Consider the following 15,777-nt stretch of genomic DNA (forward strand, 5'->3'; position numbering starts at 1 on the left):
AATGCTTTCGTCCCTTTGTGTGGATGGAAGCTTTAATTTTTATATGAGGAGAGATAACGATGGAATACATGGGACTTAATGAAGTCAGAGAAGCCTATCTGAAGTTTTTTGAAGGAAAAGGACATTTAAGGTTAGAGAGTTTTCCTCTAATACCTAAAAATGATAAGAGTTTATTACTTATAAATGCTGGAATGGCACCACTAAAACCATATTTCACAGGACTTCAGGTTCCTCCAAGGAACAGAGTAACTACCTGTCAGAAGTGTATAAGGACAGGCGATATAGAAAATGTAGGAAAAACGTCTAGACATGGAACTTTTTTCGAAATGTTAGGAAACTTTTCTTTTGGAGATTATTTTAAGAAGGAAGTAATTCCATGGGCTTGGGAGTTTATAACAGAAGTGCTTAAGATGCCTAAAGATAAGCTATATGTAACTATTTACCTAGATGATGATGAAGCTTATGATATTTGGACAAAATCCACTGATATAGATCCTGCAAGAATATTCAGATTAGGTAAAGAGGATAACTTCTGGGAGATAGGTCAAGGACCTTGTGGACCTTCTTCAGAAATACATTTTGATAGAGGTGCAGGGAAGATAACAACAGCAGAGGAATTTGTAAAGGCTGGAGACGAAGACAAGATAGTAGAATTTTGGAATCTTGTTTTTACTCAGTTTGATAAGGATGAAAATGGAGTATATAATAGGCTTTCGCATCCTAACATAGATACAGGTATGGGACTTGAGAGAATAGCAGGAATAATGCAGGGAACAGACAGCATATTTGAAGTGGATACGATAAGAGCTGTGCTTGATGCTGTATGCAAGATAGCAAATAAAAAATATGGTGAAAATATTCAAAATGATATATCTATAAGAATAATTACTGATCATGTGAGAAGTGTAACGTTCCTTATAAGCGATGGAGTACTTCCTTCTAATGAAGGTAGGGGCTACGTACTTAGAAGGCTTCTTAGAAGAGCAGCAAGACATGGAAAACTTTTAGGTATAGATCGTAGCTTTCTTTCAGAATTATGCGATGTTGTTATAAAGAATTCCAAAGGTGCATATAGCGAGTTAGAAGAAAAAGAAAAATATATTAAAAACATAATTGAGATAGAGGAGCAGCGTTTTTCTGAAACAATAGATTCAGGAATGAACATATTAACATCGTATTTAGATGATCTTAAGGCAAAAAATCAAAAAGTACTTGATGGAGTATCTGCATTTAAATTATATGATACTTATGGTTTTCCGATGGAGCTTACCCAGGAAATAGCTGAAGAAAAAGGAATAAGCATAGACATAGATGGCTTTAACAAAGAAATGGAAAAGCAGAAAGAGAGAGCAAGGTCTGCAAGAGAAGATTCAAACTATATGGGAAATGACGAAGGTATAACTAACAGTATTTCTAAGGAATACAATACAGTTTTTAATGGATATAATAAAACAAAATCAAAATCTACAGTTGATATATTAATAAAAAATGAGGATTTTGCCGATACTATTACAAAGGGAGAAAAAGGTATAATAGTATGTGGTGAAACTCCATTTTATGCTGAAATGGGAGGCCAGGTCGGAGATAAAGGAATAATATATGGCGCTGGATTTAAAGCATATGTATATGATTGCAAAAAGAATATATCAGGAAAAATTCTTCATTTAGTAGAAGTGCTTGACGGAGAAATTTCTAAAGGCGATACCGCTTACTTTGAAATTGATGTACTAAGAAGAAATAATATAAGAAAAAATCATACGGCAACACATATGCTTCAAGCAGCACTTAAAGCAGTACTTGGTGATCACGTTCATCAATCTGGTTCCTACGTGGACGATGAAAAACTTAGATTCGATTTCACACATTTTACAGCAGTAACTGAAGAAGAAATTGATAAGATAGAAAAGATTGTAAATAATGAAATAATGAAAGCTGTGCCTGTGGTTACTGAGGAAATGAGTATCGATGAAGCAAAGAAAAAAGGTGCAATGGCATTATTTGATGAAAAGTATGGCGATGTAGTAAGAGTTGTAGAAGTAGGAAACTTTAGCATGGAACTGTGCGGAGGAACTCATGTAAGTAATTCAGGAGAGATCGGACTTGTTAAGATAGTAAGTGAAAGCGGTGTAGCAGCAGGAGTACGTAGAATAGAAGCTGTTACTGGAATTAACTCACTTAAAAATTTCAATGATAAACTGACAGAGATTGATGAAATTGCAAAACTACTTAAAACATCCTCAAAAGAAATTGTTTCAAAACTTCAAAATACTCTTCAGGAATTAAAAAATAAGGATAAAGAAATAGAAACATTAAAAAGCAGAATTGCAAGCTCTGCTGAACAGGATATATTAAAAGGTATGGCTGAAGTCAATGGAGTAAGATATGTAGCAGAAATAGCAGAAGGTCTTGATTCAAACTCATTGAGAAACCTTGGCGATAAAATAAAATCTCAGCTTGGGAGCGGAGTGGTAGTTTTAGGATCTGAATTTGAAGGAAAAGTATCAATAATTGCTATGGCTACTAAAGACGTACTGTCGAAAGGAATTCACTGTGGAAAGCTTGTAAAAGAGATATCTGCCGTAGTTGGAGGCAGCGGTGGAGGACGTCCGGATATGGCTCAAGCTGGTGGAAAGTATGGAGAAAAATTGAAAGATGCTTTAGCTGGAGTAGAAAAAGTATTGGAAAGTTCAGTAAAATAGTATACTTTTTAAAGATTTTATTTTATAATAGAGTTAACGATATGCGGCAAATACATTTTTGTGAGAAAAATGAAGTGGCTTAAGCCAATTACCTTGTGATTAAATTATGGCAAGGGGGTGAGAACTGTTAAAATCATACCGTATGATTTATACAGTAAAATATGGATAATAAACAAAATACAATGAAATTCAACTTTATTAATAATAAAAGTGATTTGACAAAGGCAGTGTTAACTCAAGTTTATGATTCACTAAAAGAGAAAGGGTATAATCCAGTTAACCAGTTAGTTGGTTATTTGATATCTGGTGATCCTACTTACATAACCAATTATAATGGTGCGCGAGCTTTAGTAAGGAAACTGGAACGTGATGATATTCTTGAAGAAGTTTTAAAATCTTATTTGGATATAAAATGAGAAATGCCCTTCGGGGCATTTTTTCTTTAACGGAAGTGATAATTTAATGAGGATATTAGGATTAGATCTCGGGGAGAAGACTATAGGAGTTTCTGTTAGTGATCCCTTAGGTTTTACAGCACAAGGTGTGGATACTATACATAGAAAAAATATTAACTATGATATAGATGAAATAAGAAAATATGTAGAATACTATAATTGTACACAAATAGTATTAGGACTGCCTAAAAATATGAACGGAACAATAGGATCACAAGGTGAAAAGGCTATAAAATTTTCAGAAAAATTAATGGATGTTTTGCATATTGAAGTAATAATGTGGGATGAGAGGCTTACGACTGTAGCAGCACATAGATCTATGTTAGAGGGAGATCTTTCAAGAAGTAAAAGAAAAAAAATAGTTGACAAGATAGCAGCAATGTATATATTGCAAGGCTATTTGGACAGATTAAGTCTTAATAAAAAGGAGTGATAATTATTGGAAAATGATATGGAAAAGATAGTATTGAAGGATGAAGATGGCGAAGAAAGAGAATTTGATGTAGTAACAAAACTTGATATCGAAGATAAAGAGTATGTTATAGTTGTACCTTCGGATGGAAGTGAAGAAGAAGCCATTGCATTAAGAATTGAAAATGATGAAAATGGGGGATATTCTCTTATAACTATTGAAGACGAAGAAGAATTTCAGATAGTTTGCGACGCATATAACACTATTTTTTCAGATGATGAAGAAGTGTAAACAACAAATCTTATTATATATTCTATGGGTTATTGTTACATCGAAATAACGCTAAATAAAAATTTGAGAGAGGTTGTAGTATGTCGGATAAAAGGATTAGTGAAAACAGTAAATTAAAGGATAATTTAAAGGAAAAAGGATATAAATTAACTCCACAAAGAAGGGCCGTAGTAGACATTATATCTGAGAATGAAGGTAAACATTTAACTGCTGAAGAGATTTATGATTTAGTTAAAGTAGATTGCCCAGAGATAGGACTCGCAACTGTCTATAGAACGTTAATATTGTTAGAGGATATAGGGCTTGTTTCACATCTGGACTTGGGTGATAACTGCAATAGGTATGAGCTGGTTCATGAAAATGAAAATCACCAGCATCATCACCTAATATGCCTGCAGTGCTCCAAAGTAATAGAGGTAGAGGGTGATCTACTAGAAGAGCTTGAATCAAACATAGAAAACAAATATAATTTTAAAATAGAAAATCACAGTGTAAAATTCTTTGGACTGTGTAGTGAATGTGCCAGCAAGCAGAAATAGAGGAGGACGATTTGATGCGGAGGGATAAAGAAAAGATTAAGATAATTCCTCTTGGTGGACTAAATGAGATTGGAAAAAATCTTACGGTTATCGAGTATAAGGATGAAATTATAGTAATAGATTGTGGATTGAAATTTCCAGATGAAGAAATGTTCGGAATAGATATAGTAATACCTGATATAGGGTATTTAATAAAGAATATAGACAAAGTAAAAGGAATCTTCTTGACTCATGGACATGAGGATCATATAGGAGCTCTTCCATATGTACTTAAGCAGCTTAATGTACCTGTATATGGAACGAAGCTTACACTAGGTATAGTGGAGACTAAGCTTAAGGAACATGGCCTTTTAAGCAGTGTTAAACTCGTAAGAGTGAAGCCGAAAGACATAGTGAAATTAAATTCTATATCAGTAGAGTTTATTAAAACTAATCATAGTATAGCGGATTCAGTGGCTATAGCCATACACACTCCTATAGGAGTTATACTTCATACAGGCGATTTCAAGATAGATTACACTCCTATTGATGGAGAAGTATGTGATATGGCTAGATTAGCTGAGCTAGGTAAAAAAGGCGTCCTTGCTATGCTGGCTGATAGTACTAATGTGGAGAGACCGGGATACACCATGTCTGAAAGCACTGTAGGAGAGACGTTTGAAAAGTTTTTTGCAAAAGCTACAGGAAGAATAATAGTTGCTACTTTTGCTTCGAATGTACATCGAATACAGCAGATAATAACAGCTTCAGAAAAGTTTAATAGAAAGATTGCTATATCTGGCAGAAGTATTGAAAATATAGTAACTGTAGCTACAGAACTTGGATATATAAAATTTGCGGATGAAAGTCTTATCAGTGTGGATGCTATAAATAAATATCCTCCTGAACGAATTACGATTATAACTACAGGGAGCCAGGGTGAGCCTATGTCTGCGCTTTCTAGAATGGCCAGCAATGAACATAAAAAAGTCAGCATAATTGAAGGAGATATGGTTATAATATCAGCAAGTCCAATACCTGGAAATGAAAAACTGATATCGAGAGTTATAAATCAGATGTTCAAAAATGGTGCTGATGTTATTTATGAGGCATTAGCTGATGTACATGTATCAGGCCATGCTTGTCAGGAAGAATTGAAACTTATGCATACACTTGTTAAGCCTAAGTTCTTTGTTCCAGTACATGGAGAATACAGGCATCTTAAACAGCATTCAGAGCTCGCTATAAATCTCGGACTTAGTCCTGCAAATGTAATTATTGCGGATAATGGAGAAGTAATTGAGGTAAATAGAGATGGTATAAGAAAAAATGGAACAGTTGCATCAGGCAATGTTTTTGTTGACGGGCTTGGAGTTGGAGATGTAGGAAATATTGTACTTAGAGATAGAAAACATTTATCTCAGGATGGAATTCTCACAGTAGTTGTTACTATGGAGAAGGAAAGTGGAAATGTAATAGCCGGTCCGGATATAATTTCGAGAGGTTTTGTATATGTGAGAGAGTCAGAGGATCTTATGGAAAGTGCTAGAGCAGTTGTTAAGGAAGCATTGAGAAATTGTGAGGAAAATCATATTACTGATTGGGCTACAATAAAAACTAATATTAAAGATATGCTTAGAAATTTTCTATATGAGAAAACTAAGAGAAAACCAATGATACTTCCTATAATAATGGAAATATAATTGATATATTTAATAAAAAGTTGACAAGATATGTCTGGAATATTAGAATTAATATGATATTAATAAAATTGGGTACGCCTGTATCCAATTTTATTTATGTGGAACATCACCTTTAGGGGTGTACCATTTATATTTTAAAGCATCATATTCAGATTTGCACACTTTTGACAATTGGGGACATCCGCTTTAGATGTGTACCCAATTATTAATAGCGTTTAAAATTATTTAGGAGGAACTTATGAAAGAATTCATTAGAGAAGATATAAGAAACGTTGCAATAATAGCACACGTAGACCACGGCAAGACTACATTAGTAGATGCTCTTTTAAAACAGAGTCATGTTTTTAGAAGCAATGAGAAGGTTCAGGAAAGGGTTATGGATTCTAATGACCTTGAAAGAGAAAGAGGAATTACAATACTTTCTAAAAATACATCGGTAAAATATAACGATGTAAAGATAAATATCGTTGATACACCAGGACATGCAGATTTTGGTGGAGAAGTTGAAAGAGTATTAAAAATGGTAGATAGTGTTCTGCTAGTAGTAGATGCCTATGAAGGTACTATGCCACAGACGAAATTTGTACTTAAGAAAGCATTAGAACTTGGGTTAAAACCTATGGTTGTAATTAATAAAATAGATAGACCTGATGCTCGTCCATCAGAAGTCATTGATGAAGTACTTGATTTATTTATAGAGCTTGGAGCAGATGATGACCAGCTTGAATTCCCAGTAATATATGCATCAGCTAAACAGGGATATGCTAAGAAAGAGTTGAATGATGAAAGCACAACTATGGAACCATTATTTAAGGCAATTATAGAGCATGTTAACCCTCCCAAGGGATATCTTGATATGCCACTTCAGATGCTTATCACTACAGTAGATTCTAGTGAATATGTAGGAAAGATTGCTATTGGTAAAATAGAAAGAGGAGAAATAAAGAGAAATCAGAACGTAGCTGTAATAAATAAAGATGGCAGCACAAGAAATGTTAAGGTATCAGGCTTATTTACGTATGATGGATTAAAGAGAACTGAAATTGATCAGGCACAGCTAGGTGATATAGTAGTAGTAAGCGGAATTGGTGATGTAACAATTGGTGAAACCATAGCAGATGCTGCTAATCCGGAAGCACTTCCATTTGTAGCAATAGATGAACCTACGCTAAGCATGAATTTTATGGTAAATGATTCACCTTTTGCGGGGACAGAAGGAGAGTTTGTCACTTCAAGACATTTAAGAGACAGACTTCTTAAGGAATTAGAAACAAATGTAAGTTTAAGAATGGAAGAATTGTCACCAGATTGTTTTAAAGTTAGCGGAAGAGGAGAACTTCACTTATCAATTCTTATCGAAACTATGAGAAGAGAAGGCTATGAACTTCAGGTATCTAAGCCAACGGTTATTTTTAAGGAAGAAAATGGAAAAACATTAGAACCAATGGAATATTTGACTATTGATGTTCCAGAGGACTTTGTAGGACCAGTAATGCAGAAGCTTGGACCTAGAAAAGCAGAAATGGTTAATATGACATCTGCTGTAAACGGATATTCAAGAATAGAGTTTATTATACCAGCTAGAGGTCTTATTGGATTTAGAAGTGAATTCATGACAGATACTAAGGGTAATGGAATAATGAACCATGTTTTCGAGGGATATGATGCTTACAAAGGTGATATACAGCAAAGAACAAGAGGTTCACTTGTAGTATTTGAGTCAGGAGAAGCTATAGGATACGGACTTTTTAACGCTCAGGAAAGAGGAACTCTGTTCTTAACACCAGGCACTAAAGTGTATGAAGGCATGATAGCAGGTGAGTGTTCAAGAGCTGAAGATATCGAGGTTAATGTGTGCAAAAAGAAACATCTTACAAATACAAGATCATCAGGTTCTGATGATGCATTAAAGCTTGTTCCTGTTAGAGAAATGTCACTTGAGCAGTGTATTGAATTTGTAAACAATGACGAAATTGTAGAAATCACACCTAAGAGTATACGAATGAGAAAGAGAATACTTGATACAGATCTTAGAAAGAAATCTGCTAGAAGAAATCAGGCTTAATTTAGATAAAAGAGTTAAAAAATTAATCCTTTTATTGAAAAATACTATAGTTTCAGTTATCTCCGGGACAGGTCTCGGGCCTAAAGACAAGTTTCCTTAGAGTCCTGTCCTGTTTAAACAGAACTCTAAGGTTATCTCTATTAAACAGGGTTTTAATTTAAACAGTTATTTATTAAAAAATCTTATATTTTATTTGCATATATAATGGTTTACCAAATAAATTTTAGATTTTAGGTGGAAGAGATTATGATTAAGAAGCTCATAAAAACTGTTATAATATTTTGGTTACTTATAATGATTTTAGTATTAGGAGGTATGAAATATTATAAAGGTGTAGTTACACATCCTCTTAAGAACATAAAAGGCACTGAAAAGTTTGAGATAAAGCAAGGTTATACATTAAATAATGTCCTTAACAGTTTATCTCAAAATAAGAAAATGAAAAATCTGTTTATAATAAAATACTATATAAGTAAGAACAATTTATCAGCTCAGCTGAAACTGAAACCAGGTGTTTTCAAAATTAATGATGATATGGATATTGAAAAACTACTTGCCTCAATGAATAAGACTAAAGAGGTTTTACCGAAAGACGTAGTGAAAATAACAATACCAGAGGGTTTTAAGATAGATCAGATTGCAGCGGTTTTAGAAAAATATGAAATTATTAGCAAAACGTCTTTTATAAAGAGTATTAAGCATTATAAATTGCCAAGCTATATTAAGAAGGATACTAAACGCAAGTATGCATTGGAAGGTTATTTATTTCCAAGCACTTATAATATTAAAAAAGGAGCTTCTGGAGAGAGCATTATAAAAATGATGCTTTCAATATTCGAAGAGAAGATTAGAAGCATCGAGGAGACAACTGGAGTTGTTATAACTAGTAAGAAAATGGATAATATTATTACGATGGCATCTGTTATAGAAGGTGAAGCCAAAGAGGAAAAGGAAAGAAAAATCATATCTTCTGTTTTTTATAATAGACTCAAAAGAAATATGAAGCTTGAGTCCTGTGCTACGGTTCAATATGCAATAGGTAAACATAAAGCAGATTTAAAACCTTCAGACTATAGAGTTAAATCAGCTTATAATACTTACTTGTATGCTGGATTACCTGAAGGACCTATATGTAATCCAGGAGAAAAATCTATTGAAGCTGCGGCTGCACCAGACAAAACTAATTATTTGTATTTTGTATCTGAAAATAATGGAAGCCATTATTTTAGTCGGACATACAGTGAACATCTTAGGGCTGTAAGAAAATATCAGGATAAATAATACTTAAAATTCACATTGGATACTTGTAGTAAAGTTTCTAACAATTTATTAATTTATTATATATAAAACTATGTTTTAAATCATTGAAGTATGTATAATAAATTAGATTAATTAGAAACAATATATAAGAATTCAATGTGAATTTGCTAATGGAGGAATTTATGAGCAATATAACCTATGACTATATGGATAATTTTATAAAATCATTAGTTCCTGAAAAACAAGGATTTTTAGCCGAACTGGAGAAAAGCGCAAGGGAAAATGGAGTGCCTATAGTACAGAAAGAGGTAGCTAATTTCCTTGAACTTATGATTAAGATAGTAAAACCTAAAAAAATATTGGAACTTGGAACTGCTGTAGGGTATTCAGCACTTGTCATGGCCAATGCATATGATAAGATAGAAAAGATAGATACAATAGAAAGAAACCCTGAAATGATACAACAGGCTGAAAAAAATATTGCTGCGGCAAACTTTTCGCATGTTATTAACATTTATGAAGGCGATTGTATGGATATAATTAAAGCTTTTGTTGAAAAGTATGATATTATATTTATGGATGCGGGAAAAGGTCATTACAACCATTTCCTTCCGGAGTGTTTACGACTCTTAAATGATGAAGGAATCATTATTGCCGATAATGCTCTTTATAAGGGTATGGTAGCATCGAAGGAACTAGTAGTTAGAAGAAAGATAACTATAGTTAAAAGGATGAAAAAGTATTTAGAATTAGTTAATGAAGATAAAAACCTTATTACATCTGTTATACCGATGGGTGATGGTATAGCTGTTACAAGGAGGAGATAGAAATATGAACAAGAAACCTGAGCTTTTAGCCCCAGCAGGTAATTTGGAAAAACTTAAGACTGCTATTGATTTTGGAGCTGACGCAGTATATTTAGGTGGAAATAAACTTAACTTAAGAGCTTTTGCAGATAACTTTGGAAATAAGGAATTAGAGGCTGGTATAAAGTATGCTCATGATAGAAATAAAAAAGTACATGTAACACTTAATGTTTTTCCTCATAACCAAGATATGGAGGGACTTGAGGAATATCTTAAGGAGCTTTATGAACTTGGTGTAGATGCCGCTATTGTTGCGGACCCTGGAATAATAATGACTGCTAGAGAAGTTGTACCTAATCTCGAGCTTCACCTAAGTACACAGGCAAATAATGTAAATTATAAGTCAGCAATTTTTTGGCATAAACAGGGAGTAAAGAGAATAGTTCTTGCGAGAGAATTATCTATGACAGAAGTAATTAGTATGAGAGAAAAAATTCCAGAGACCTGTGATATAGAAGCCTTTATACATGGTTCTATGTGCATGGCATATTCGGGAAGATGTCTTCTTTCTAACTATTTAACTGGCAGGGATTCTAATAGAGGCGCTTGTGCTCAGCCTTGCAGATATAAATATTATTTAGTAGAAGAGAAAAGACCTGGCGAATACTATAATCTTATTGAAGACGATAAAGGAAGTTATATAATGAATTCAAAGGATTTGTGTATGATCGAGTATATACCTGAACTTGTAAAGGCTGGTATAACATCCTTTAAGATAGAAGGAAGAATGAAGAGTTCATTTTATGTGGCTAGTGTCGTAAAAGCATATAGAGAAGCAATTGACAGCTATTTCGACGATCCTGATAAGTATAAGTTTAATCCTAAATGGATGAAGTACTTGGATATGGTGAGTCATAGACAATATTACACAGGATTTTATTTCAATGATCAAAATAAACAGGTATATGAATCTTCTTCATATATAAGAAATTATGATATAGTTGGTGTCGTAAAAGAATACGATGCTGCTAATAATATAGCTTATGTCGAGCAAAGAAATAAGGCTTTTGAAGGAGATACAGTAGAAATTTTAAGGGCTAAGGGAGATATGTTTAAAGTTAAGCTTGAAAATCTAAAGGATGAAGAGGGTAATAGTATAGAATCCACTCCAGTAGCACAGATGCAATATAGCTTTATATGTAAGGATAAATTAAGTAAAAATGATCTATTGGTTTTAAAGAAATAAAAAGGATATGTATAAACCATTCTATTATTGGCTAGAATTTAGTTGAGGTGGAGTGGTTTATGTTTTATTCAAGTTATAAAAATTGTAAAAGACTACAGAAGTTTAGATTATTTATTCTTATAATATTTCTTTTATTAATAGTAAGACTTGCGTCTATTATGGTAGTAAAAGGCAGAGACCTACAAGTCCTTACAAATAATCAATATTGTATATCAGAGCCTTCTACCGATATGAAATTTAGGATTCTAGATGATAACGGGAAAAATGTTTTAAAATATAAAACTAATTACTATGTGGTTATTGATCCAGAAAATTTTTTGAAAAATAATATAGATGCCAATACTACTACGATTAATACATTGATTTATACACTAAGAAATTATAATGAGAAATATGACTTATCTAAATTAAGAGATGTCTATGGTGGCAGGAGAGCTTATTATAAAGTAGATCTAAGTACATATGATAAAGTTAAAAAAATTCATGGACTTAATGGAATGTACTGTTTTTCAAAAAAAGTTGCAAATGTAGGCGGTACATGGAATTATAAAAATATGTTGTTAAAGAAAACATCAAGAAATAAAACAAGCATAGAAGAAAAAATAGCTGACTTAACTGCCAAAAATAAATTTCCTTCAATAAATTATGAGAAAAGTATAAGTGGGAAAATAGTGAAAGGTGATATTTCAAAAAACGCAGAGAATAAAGATATAAAATTAACTATAGATGATAATCTAGAAAATAAGATAAAAAAAGTACTAGATAATAAAAGCTACTCTAAATACTATCAAGTAGGAGTAGCAGTTATGGAAAGTAGTACCGGTAAAATAAAAGCGCTTGTACAAAAGGATGACGGGAAGCCTAACATACTATTGTGTTCTACAACAGAAAATGGGTATGAACCTGGTTCAATATTTAAAACTATCGTTGAAGAAGCAGCTTTAGAGAAGGATAGTAATCTAAAATATACAAAAGTAATGTGTAGAGAAAAAGGAGAAAATCATGGTAGTCTAGATATGGAACAGGCATATATAAGATCCTGCAATAGTTATTTTAGTGCTGTAGCAAATAATATTGGTTTTACTAGAATCTATAATATAGCTAGGCAGCAGGGATTATTTTCAAAAGTGCTAAATTTTAGCGGAAATAATGAAGTGCAAGGAGATATAGCTATTCCAAAAAGTATAGATGAGACTAGCTTTGCAAACCAGTATGGCGCCAATAAAGATGATTTTATTCCTACAGAGTCTCCAATGTCTATGATAGGTATGGGGCAGAGCGTCAGAATAACACCACTACAGGCGCTAAATATAGTAAATACAATTGTCACTGGTGGAATATACATAAAGCCTTATATTATAGATGGAACGGTGAACAGCAATGGTGATATAATAGATAAATTTACTACACAATCAAATAGGGTAATAAGTGAAGATACTGCTAATTTTATTATGAATAATATGCGAGAAGTTATAGATAGTAGTGATGGGACTGGGAAACAAGCTTATGTTAGTGGTGTAGATATGGGAGGAAAGACAGGTACGAACACAAGAATTGATAATTATGGAAAGAAGAAATCTGATGGGTGGTTTATAGGTTATTTTAAAGTAAATGATATATATTATTCGGCTGTAGTTTTTGTAAATAATATAAATGTTGAAGATGAATATGGTGGTAGTACGGCAGCACCGATTTTTAGGGATGTGGTTAAAATGATGCTAAATAAATAGTGAAGTGCTTTTATCTTTTATAGCAAACTGCATAATATAGTATCCACATAAAATAACCTTTTTTCACATAAAAGGAAACAATTAATAAGTTGCGGAATAAAATATTATAGGAGTTTAACTTGCATAGTATATAAGTGGCAGTTTCCAAGAAAATTATTAATCGAATTGAAGTTAGACAACGTATTGGTATGTATAGCACTATTAGGAGGAAAGGTCCCATGTTGTTTGTTGATTGTTTGCTAGAAATGTTTGGCAATGTAACTTTCCTTACAGCATATATAACAAGCGGCAACTCGTTCCCACAACCCTTAGATGAAAAAGAAGAGGAGTACTATATAAAAAGATTAAAGGACGGCGATATAAAAGCAAAAAGTGTTCTAGTTGAGAGAAACTTGAGACTAGTAGCTCATATAGTAAAAAAGTATTCATATCCAGGAAAGGATCTGGATGATTTAATTTCTATTGGCACCGTCGGGCTAATTAAAGCTATTGATTCTTTTGACAGTAAGAAAGGGACGAGACTTGCGACTTATGCAGCAAGGTGCATTGAAAATGAGATACTGATGCTCATTAGAAATAATAAAAAAATTAAGAGTGAAGTATATCTTCAAGACCCTATTGGAGTTGATAAGGAAGGTAATGAAATATCTTGTTCAGTGTATACACCACTTAATTATGTATAACTTTTGGTTAACAGTAAGATACTCTTACGTAAAGCAAAAGATTGCATCTGCAGTTGAAGGGGTGAGTGACCATAGGAGGCATTTTTCACCCGACGGAGGTCACTCACTCTGTTTCATTATGTTCATATAAACTTTTATTGAAAAATCATCTTCTTTTGCTGCCTTAGCTTTTTCGTAGACAATTTTTTCTAACACTCCTTTTAATAAGGCATTTTTTTTATTTATGTCTTGAGTCTTGCGGTAGAGGTCAATGAACTTTATCGTCTTAGGAAACGTAAAAATGCTGCTTTGAGACGAAATTTTAATTTTTTTTTCTAGTTCAGAAATATTATTATTAATAATATTGATTTTATTTTCTATAGTATTATGACGGGCTAAGAATGTAGCATCATCATATACACCTCTTTCAACCAGATCATGAAGATTCGATTTTTGATGCTCAAAATTTTTTAGTTCAATTTTCAGTGAACTTAACTGCTTTTTATAAGCAATCATATTTGTATCGATAATATAGCAATCAGATATATCAAATTGAAAATCTCCAATCCAAAGATTAAGTGCTTTAAGAACTGCTTGTTCAATATAAATAAACTTACTACTTTTATTGCCGCATTTATTGCTGCATATTATGTGAGGCTGTTTGTTTTTATATGGTCTGTATACCATTTTAGCTCCACAGACACCGCAAATTATAAGACCTGCTAGGGGATTTCTAGGACTCCTCAAACGCTGATAGGGTATATGAGTCTTATCTGCAATTATAGATTGCGCTCTTAAAAATATGTTCTTGTCAATAATAGCTTCATGTTTACCTTTAGTTATTATCCATTCCGATTTAGGGCGCTGATGAGTATCTTTTGATTTATTTGGATCAGAGGATTTTTTAATTAATTTTTTTTTCCAGGTTATATTTCCTATGTAAACCGGATTTTTTAATATATTAATAATACTGCTGCCGCCGAAGGCTTTGCCTTTAGCTGATTTGTAACCTAAAGAGTTTAATTGTTCTGCTATCATACCTGATCCCATTTGCTTGTTGACATACATATCGAATATAAGTTTTACCACAGGGGCTTCCAAAACATTTGGACATAAGCTCCTAAATCTTTTACCCGATACTATATTGTACCCATATGGGGGAAGGGGAGATAAATAGTTACCGTCTTGAATAGAACGAATTCTTCCGTTCTGAAGTCTTCTATTTATCATCTTAAGTTCTTTACGAGACATGAACGCTTCAAATTCAGAATATTCTTCGTCGAAATCATTATTTAAATCATAAGTTTTTTGCAGTGTGATTATTTTAGTGTCATTTTGTTTAAAGGTTTCGAGAATTAGTCCTTGTTCCTGCATGTTTCCTCGTCCAAGTCTTTGAATATCCATACACAAAACTGCAGTAAATTTTTTGTCCCTTATGTCTTCTAACAGCTTCAGCATTTCAATCCTTTGTATGAGGCTTTCCCCGGATACTATTTCTTCATATATCTTAACTATATTCAGAGAATTTTGTTTAGCAAATTCTAATAGCGTTTTCTTATGTCTAGCAAGAGTTTCACCTTGTCCAAGTTCTTTTTCAATTTCTTCATCTGCACGAGATTTTCTAAGGTAAATACAAACATTATCCATAATATATAATCCTGATCATTCTACAAGCTCTAATATAATTTATTAATCTAAAGTCTATAATATTATTCCTAAAGGATTTTTTTAGTCTCTAGGAAATGTTCATGAAAGCGTGCTTTCACCAAGTAGAATGAAAATTGGATGCGTTTGTTAATAAAGACGAAATCCTGTCAATAATAAAGAAAGGTGAGGAAGTAAGCCCGTGTAAATTCTGGTAGCAAGAACTCCTTGTAGGAAACTGGCTTCGGTAATTAAAAGTACAAAGTATTGTGCGGAGAGCACGTGT

The 15,777-nt window shown here is 32.9% G+C and carries 12 protein-coding genes, 1 pseudogene and 1 other annotated feature (1 of these 14 cut by a window edge); of the genes and pseudogenes, 12 read left to right on the plus strand and 1 reads right to left on the minus strand.

What is annotated here, in order from left to right; translation table 11 throughout:
* Positions 1-18 (plus strand) — a binding site (T-box leader) (it extends 159 nt beyond the left edge of the window).
* Between the two features lie 41 nt (positions 19-59).
* From alaS to CLORY_RS05770, 12 genes and pseudogenes are all read left to right on the plus strand, one after another.
* Entirely contained in the window at positions 60-2,699 is a 2,640-nt protein-coding gene (alaS, locus tag CLORY_RS05715; RefSeq protein WP_079422549.1) for an alanine--tRNA ligase, read from the plus strand.
* Between the two features lie 161 nt (positions 2,700-2,860).
* Positions 2,861-3,115, plus strand: a complete 255-nt coding sequence (locus tag CLORY_RS05720; RefSeq protein ID WP_079422550.1) for an IreB family regulatory phosphoprotein — start codon at positions 2,861-2,863, stop codon at positions 3,113-3,115.
* A 46-nt stretch (positions 3,116-3,161) separates the two neighbouring features.
* Positions 3,162-3,587 carry a Holliday junction resolvase RuvX gene (ruvX, locus tag CLORY_RS05725; protein ID WP_079422551.1) on the plus strand — a complete coding sequence of 142 codons (426 nt, stop codon included), beginning with the start codon at positions 3,162-3,164 and terminating at the stop codon, positions 3,585-3,587.
* A 6-nt stretch (positions 3,588-3,593) separates the two neighbouring features.
* Positions 3,594-3,857 carry a DUF1292 domain-containing protein gene (locus tag CLORY_RS05730; RefSeq protein ID WP_079422552.1) on the plus strand — a complete coding sequence of 88 codons (264 nt, stop codon included), beginning with the start codon at positions 3,594-3,596 and terminating at the stop codon, positions 3,855-3,857.
* 80 nt (positions 3,858-3,937) lie between these two features.
* Positions 3,938-4,396, plus strand: a complete 459-nt coding sequence (locus tag CLORY_RS05735) for a Fur family transcriptional regulator (RefSeq protein ID WP_079422553.1) — start codon at positions 3,938-3,940, stop codon at positions 4,394-4,396.
* A gap of 14 nt (positions 4,397-4,410) precedes the next feature.
* Positions 4,411-6,078 (plus strand): ribonuclease J, encoded by a 1,668-nt coding sequence (locus CLORY_RS05740; protein ID WP_079422554.1) that lies wholly within the window; start codon positions 4,411-4,413, stop codon positions 6,076-6,078.
* 238 nt (positions 6,079-6,316) lie between these two features.
* Positions 6,317-8,143: a translational GTPase TypA gene (gene typA / locus CLORY_RS05745; RefSeq protein WP_079422555.1), complete on the plus strand. Its 1,827-nt coding sequence runs from the start codon at positions 6,317-6,319 to the stop codon at positions 8,141-8,143.
* A gap of 246 nt (positions 8,144-8,389) precedes the next feature.
* Positions 8,390-9,424: an endolytic transglycosylase MltG gene (mltG, locus tag CLORY_RS05750; RefSeq protein ID WP_079422556.1), complete on the plus strand. Its 1,035-nt coding sequence runs from the start codon at positions 8,390-8,392 to the stop codon at positions 9,422-9,424.
* 161 nt (positions 9,425-9,585) lie between these two features.
* Positions 9,586-10,230 (plus strand): O-methyltransferase, encoded by a 645-nt coding sequence (locus CLORY_RS05755; protein ID WP_079422557.1) that lies wholly within the window; start codon positions 9,586-9,588, stop codon positions 10,228-10,230.
* Between the two features lie 4 nt (positions 10,231-10,234).
* Positions 10,235-11,455 carry a peptidase U32 family protein gene (locus CLORY_RS05760; RefSeq protein ID WP_079422558.1) on the plus strand — a complete coding sequence of 407 codons (1,221 nt, stop codon included), beginning with the start codon at positions 10,235-10,237 and terminating at the stop codon, positions 11,453-11,455.
* 59 nt (positions 11,456-11,514) lie between these two features.
* Entirely contained in the window at positions 11,515-13,185 is a 1,671-nt protein-coding gene (locus CLORY_RS05765) for a penicillin-binding transpeptidase domain-containing protein (RefSeq protein WP_079422559.1), read from the plus strand.
* A 218-nt stretch (positions 13,186-13,403) separates the two neighbouring features.
* A pseudogene (locus CLORY_RS05770) lies at positions 13,404-13,835 on the plus strand (sigma-70 family RNA polymerase sigma factor); the annotation flags it as partial.
* Between the two features lie 132 nt (positions 13,836-13,967).
* On the opposite strand, the gene CLORY_RS05775 reads toward CLORY_RS05770, so the two are convergent.
* Positions 13,968-15,494, minus strand: a complete 1,527-nt coding sequence (locus CLORY_RS05775) for a recombinase family protein (protein ID WP_079422561.1) — start codon at positions 15,492-15,494, stop codon at positions 13,968-13,970.
* Positions 15,495-15,777: the final 283 nt, after the last annotated feature.

The organism is Clostridium oryzae, assembly GCF_002029235.1.
Taxonomy (GTDB): domain Bacteria; phylum Bacillota; class Clostridia; order Clostridiales; family Clostridiaceae; genus Clostridium_AE; species Clostridium_AE oryzae.

Excerpts from the sequence above, each read along its gene's own strand:
- CLORY_RS05740 (WP_079422554.1), top strand. The coding sequence starts at position 4,411 with ATGCGGAGGGATAAAGAAAAGATTAAGATAATTCCTCTTGGTGGACTA.
- CLORY_RS05735 (WP_079422553.1), top strand. The coding sequence starts at position 3,938 with ATGTCGGATAAAAGGATTAGTGAAAACAGTAAATTAAAGGATAATTTA.
- CLORY_RS05775 (WP_079422561.1), bottom strand. The coding sequence starts at position 15,494 with ATGGATAATGTTTGTATTTACCTTAGAAAATCTCGTGCAGATGAAGAA.
- typA (WP_079422555.1), top strand. The coding sequence starts at position 6,317 with ATGAAAGAATTCATTAGAGAAGATATAAGAAACGTTGCAATAATAGCA.
- CLORY_RS05720 (WP_079422550.1), top strand. The coding sequence starts at position 2,861 with ATGGATAATAAACAAAATACAATGAAATTCAACTTTATTAATAATAAA.
- ruvX (WP_079422551.1), top strand. The coding sequence starts at position 3,162 with ATGAGGATATTAGGATTAGATCTCGGGGAGAAGACTATAGGAGTTTCT.
- CLORY_RS05755 (WP_079422557.1), top strand. The coding sequence starts at position 9,586 with ATGAGCAATATAACCTATGACTATATGGATAATTTTATAAAATCATTA.
- alaS (WP_079422549.1), top strand. The coding sequence starts at position 60 with ATGGAATACATGGGACTTAATGAAGTCAGAGAAGCCTATCTGAAGTTT.
- CLORY_RS05765 (WP_079422559.1), top strand. The coding sequence starts at position 11,515 with ATGTTTTATTCAAGTTATAAAAATTGTAAAAGACTACAGAAGTTTAGA.
- mltG (WP_079422556.1), top strand. The coding sequence starts at position 8,390 with ATGATTAAGAAGCTCATAAAAACTGTTATAATATTTTGGTTACTTATA.
- CLORY_RS05760 (WP_079422558.1), top strand. The coding sequence starts at position 10,235 with ATGAACAAGAAACCTGAGCTTTTAGCCCCAGCAGGTAATTTGGAAAAA.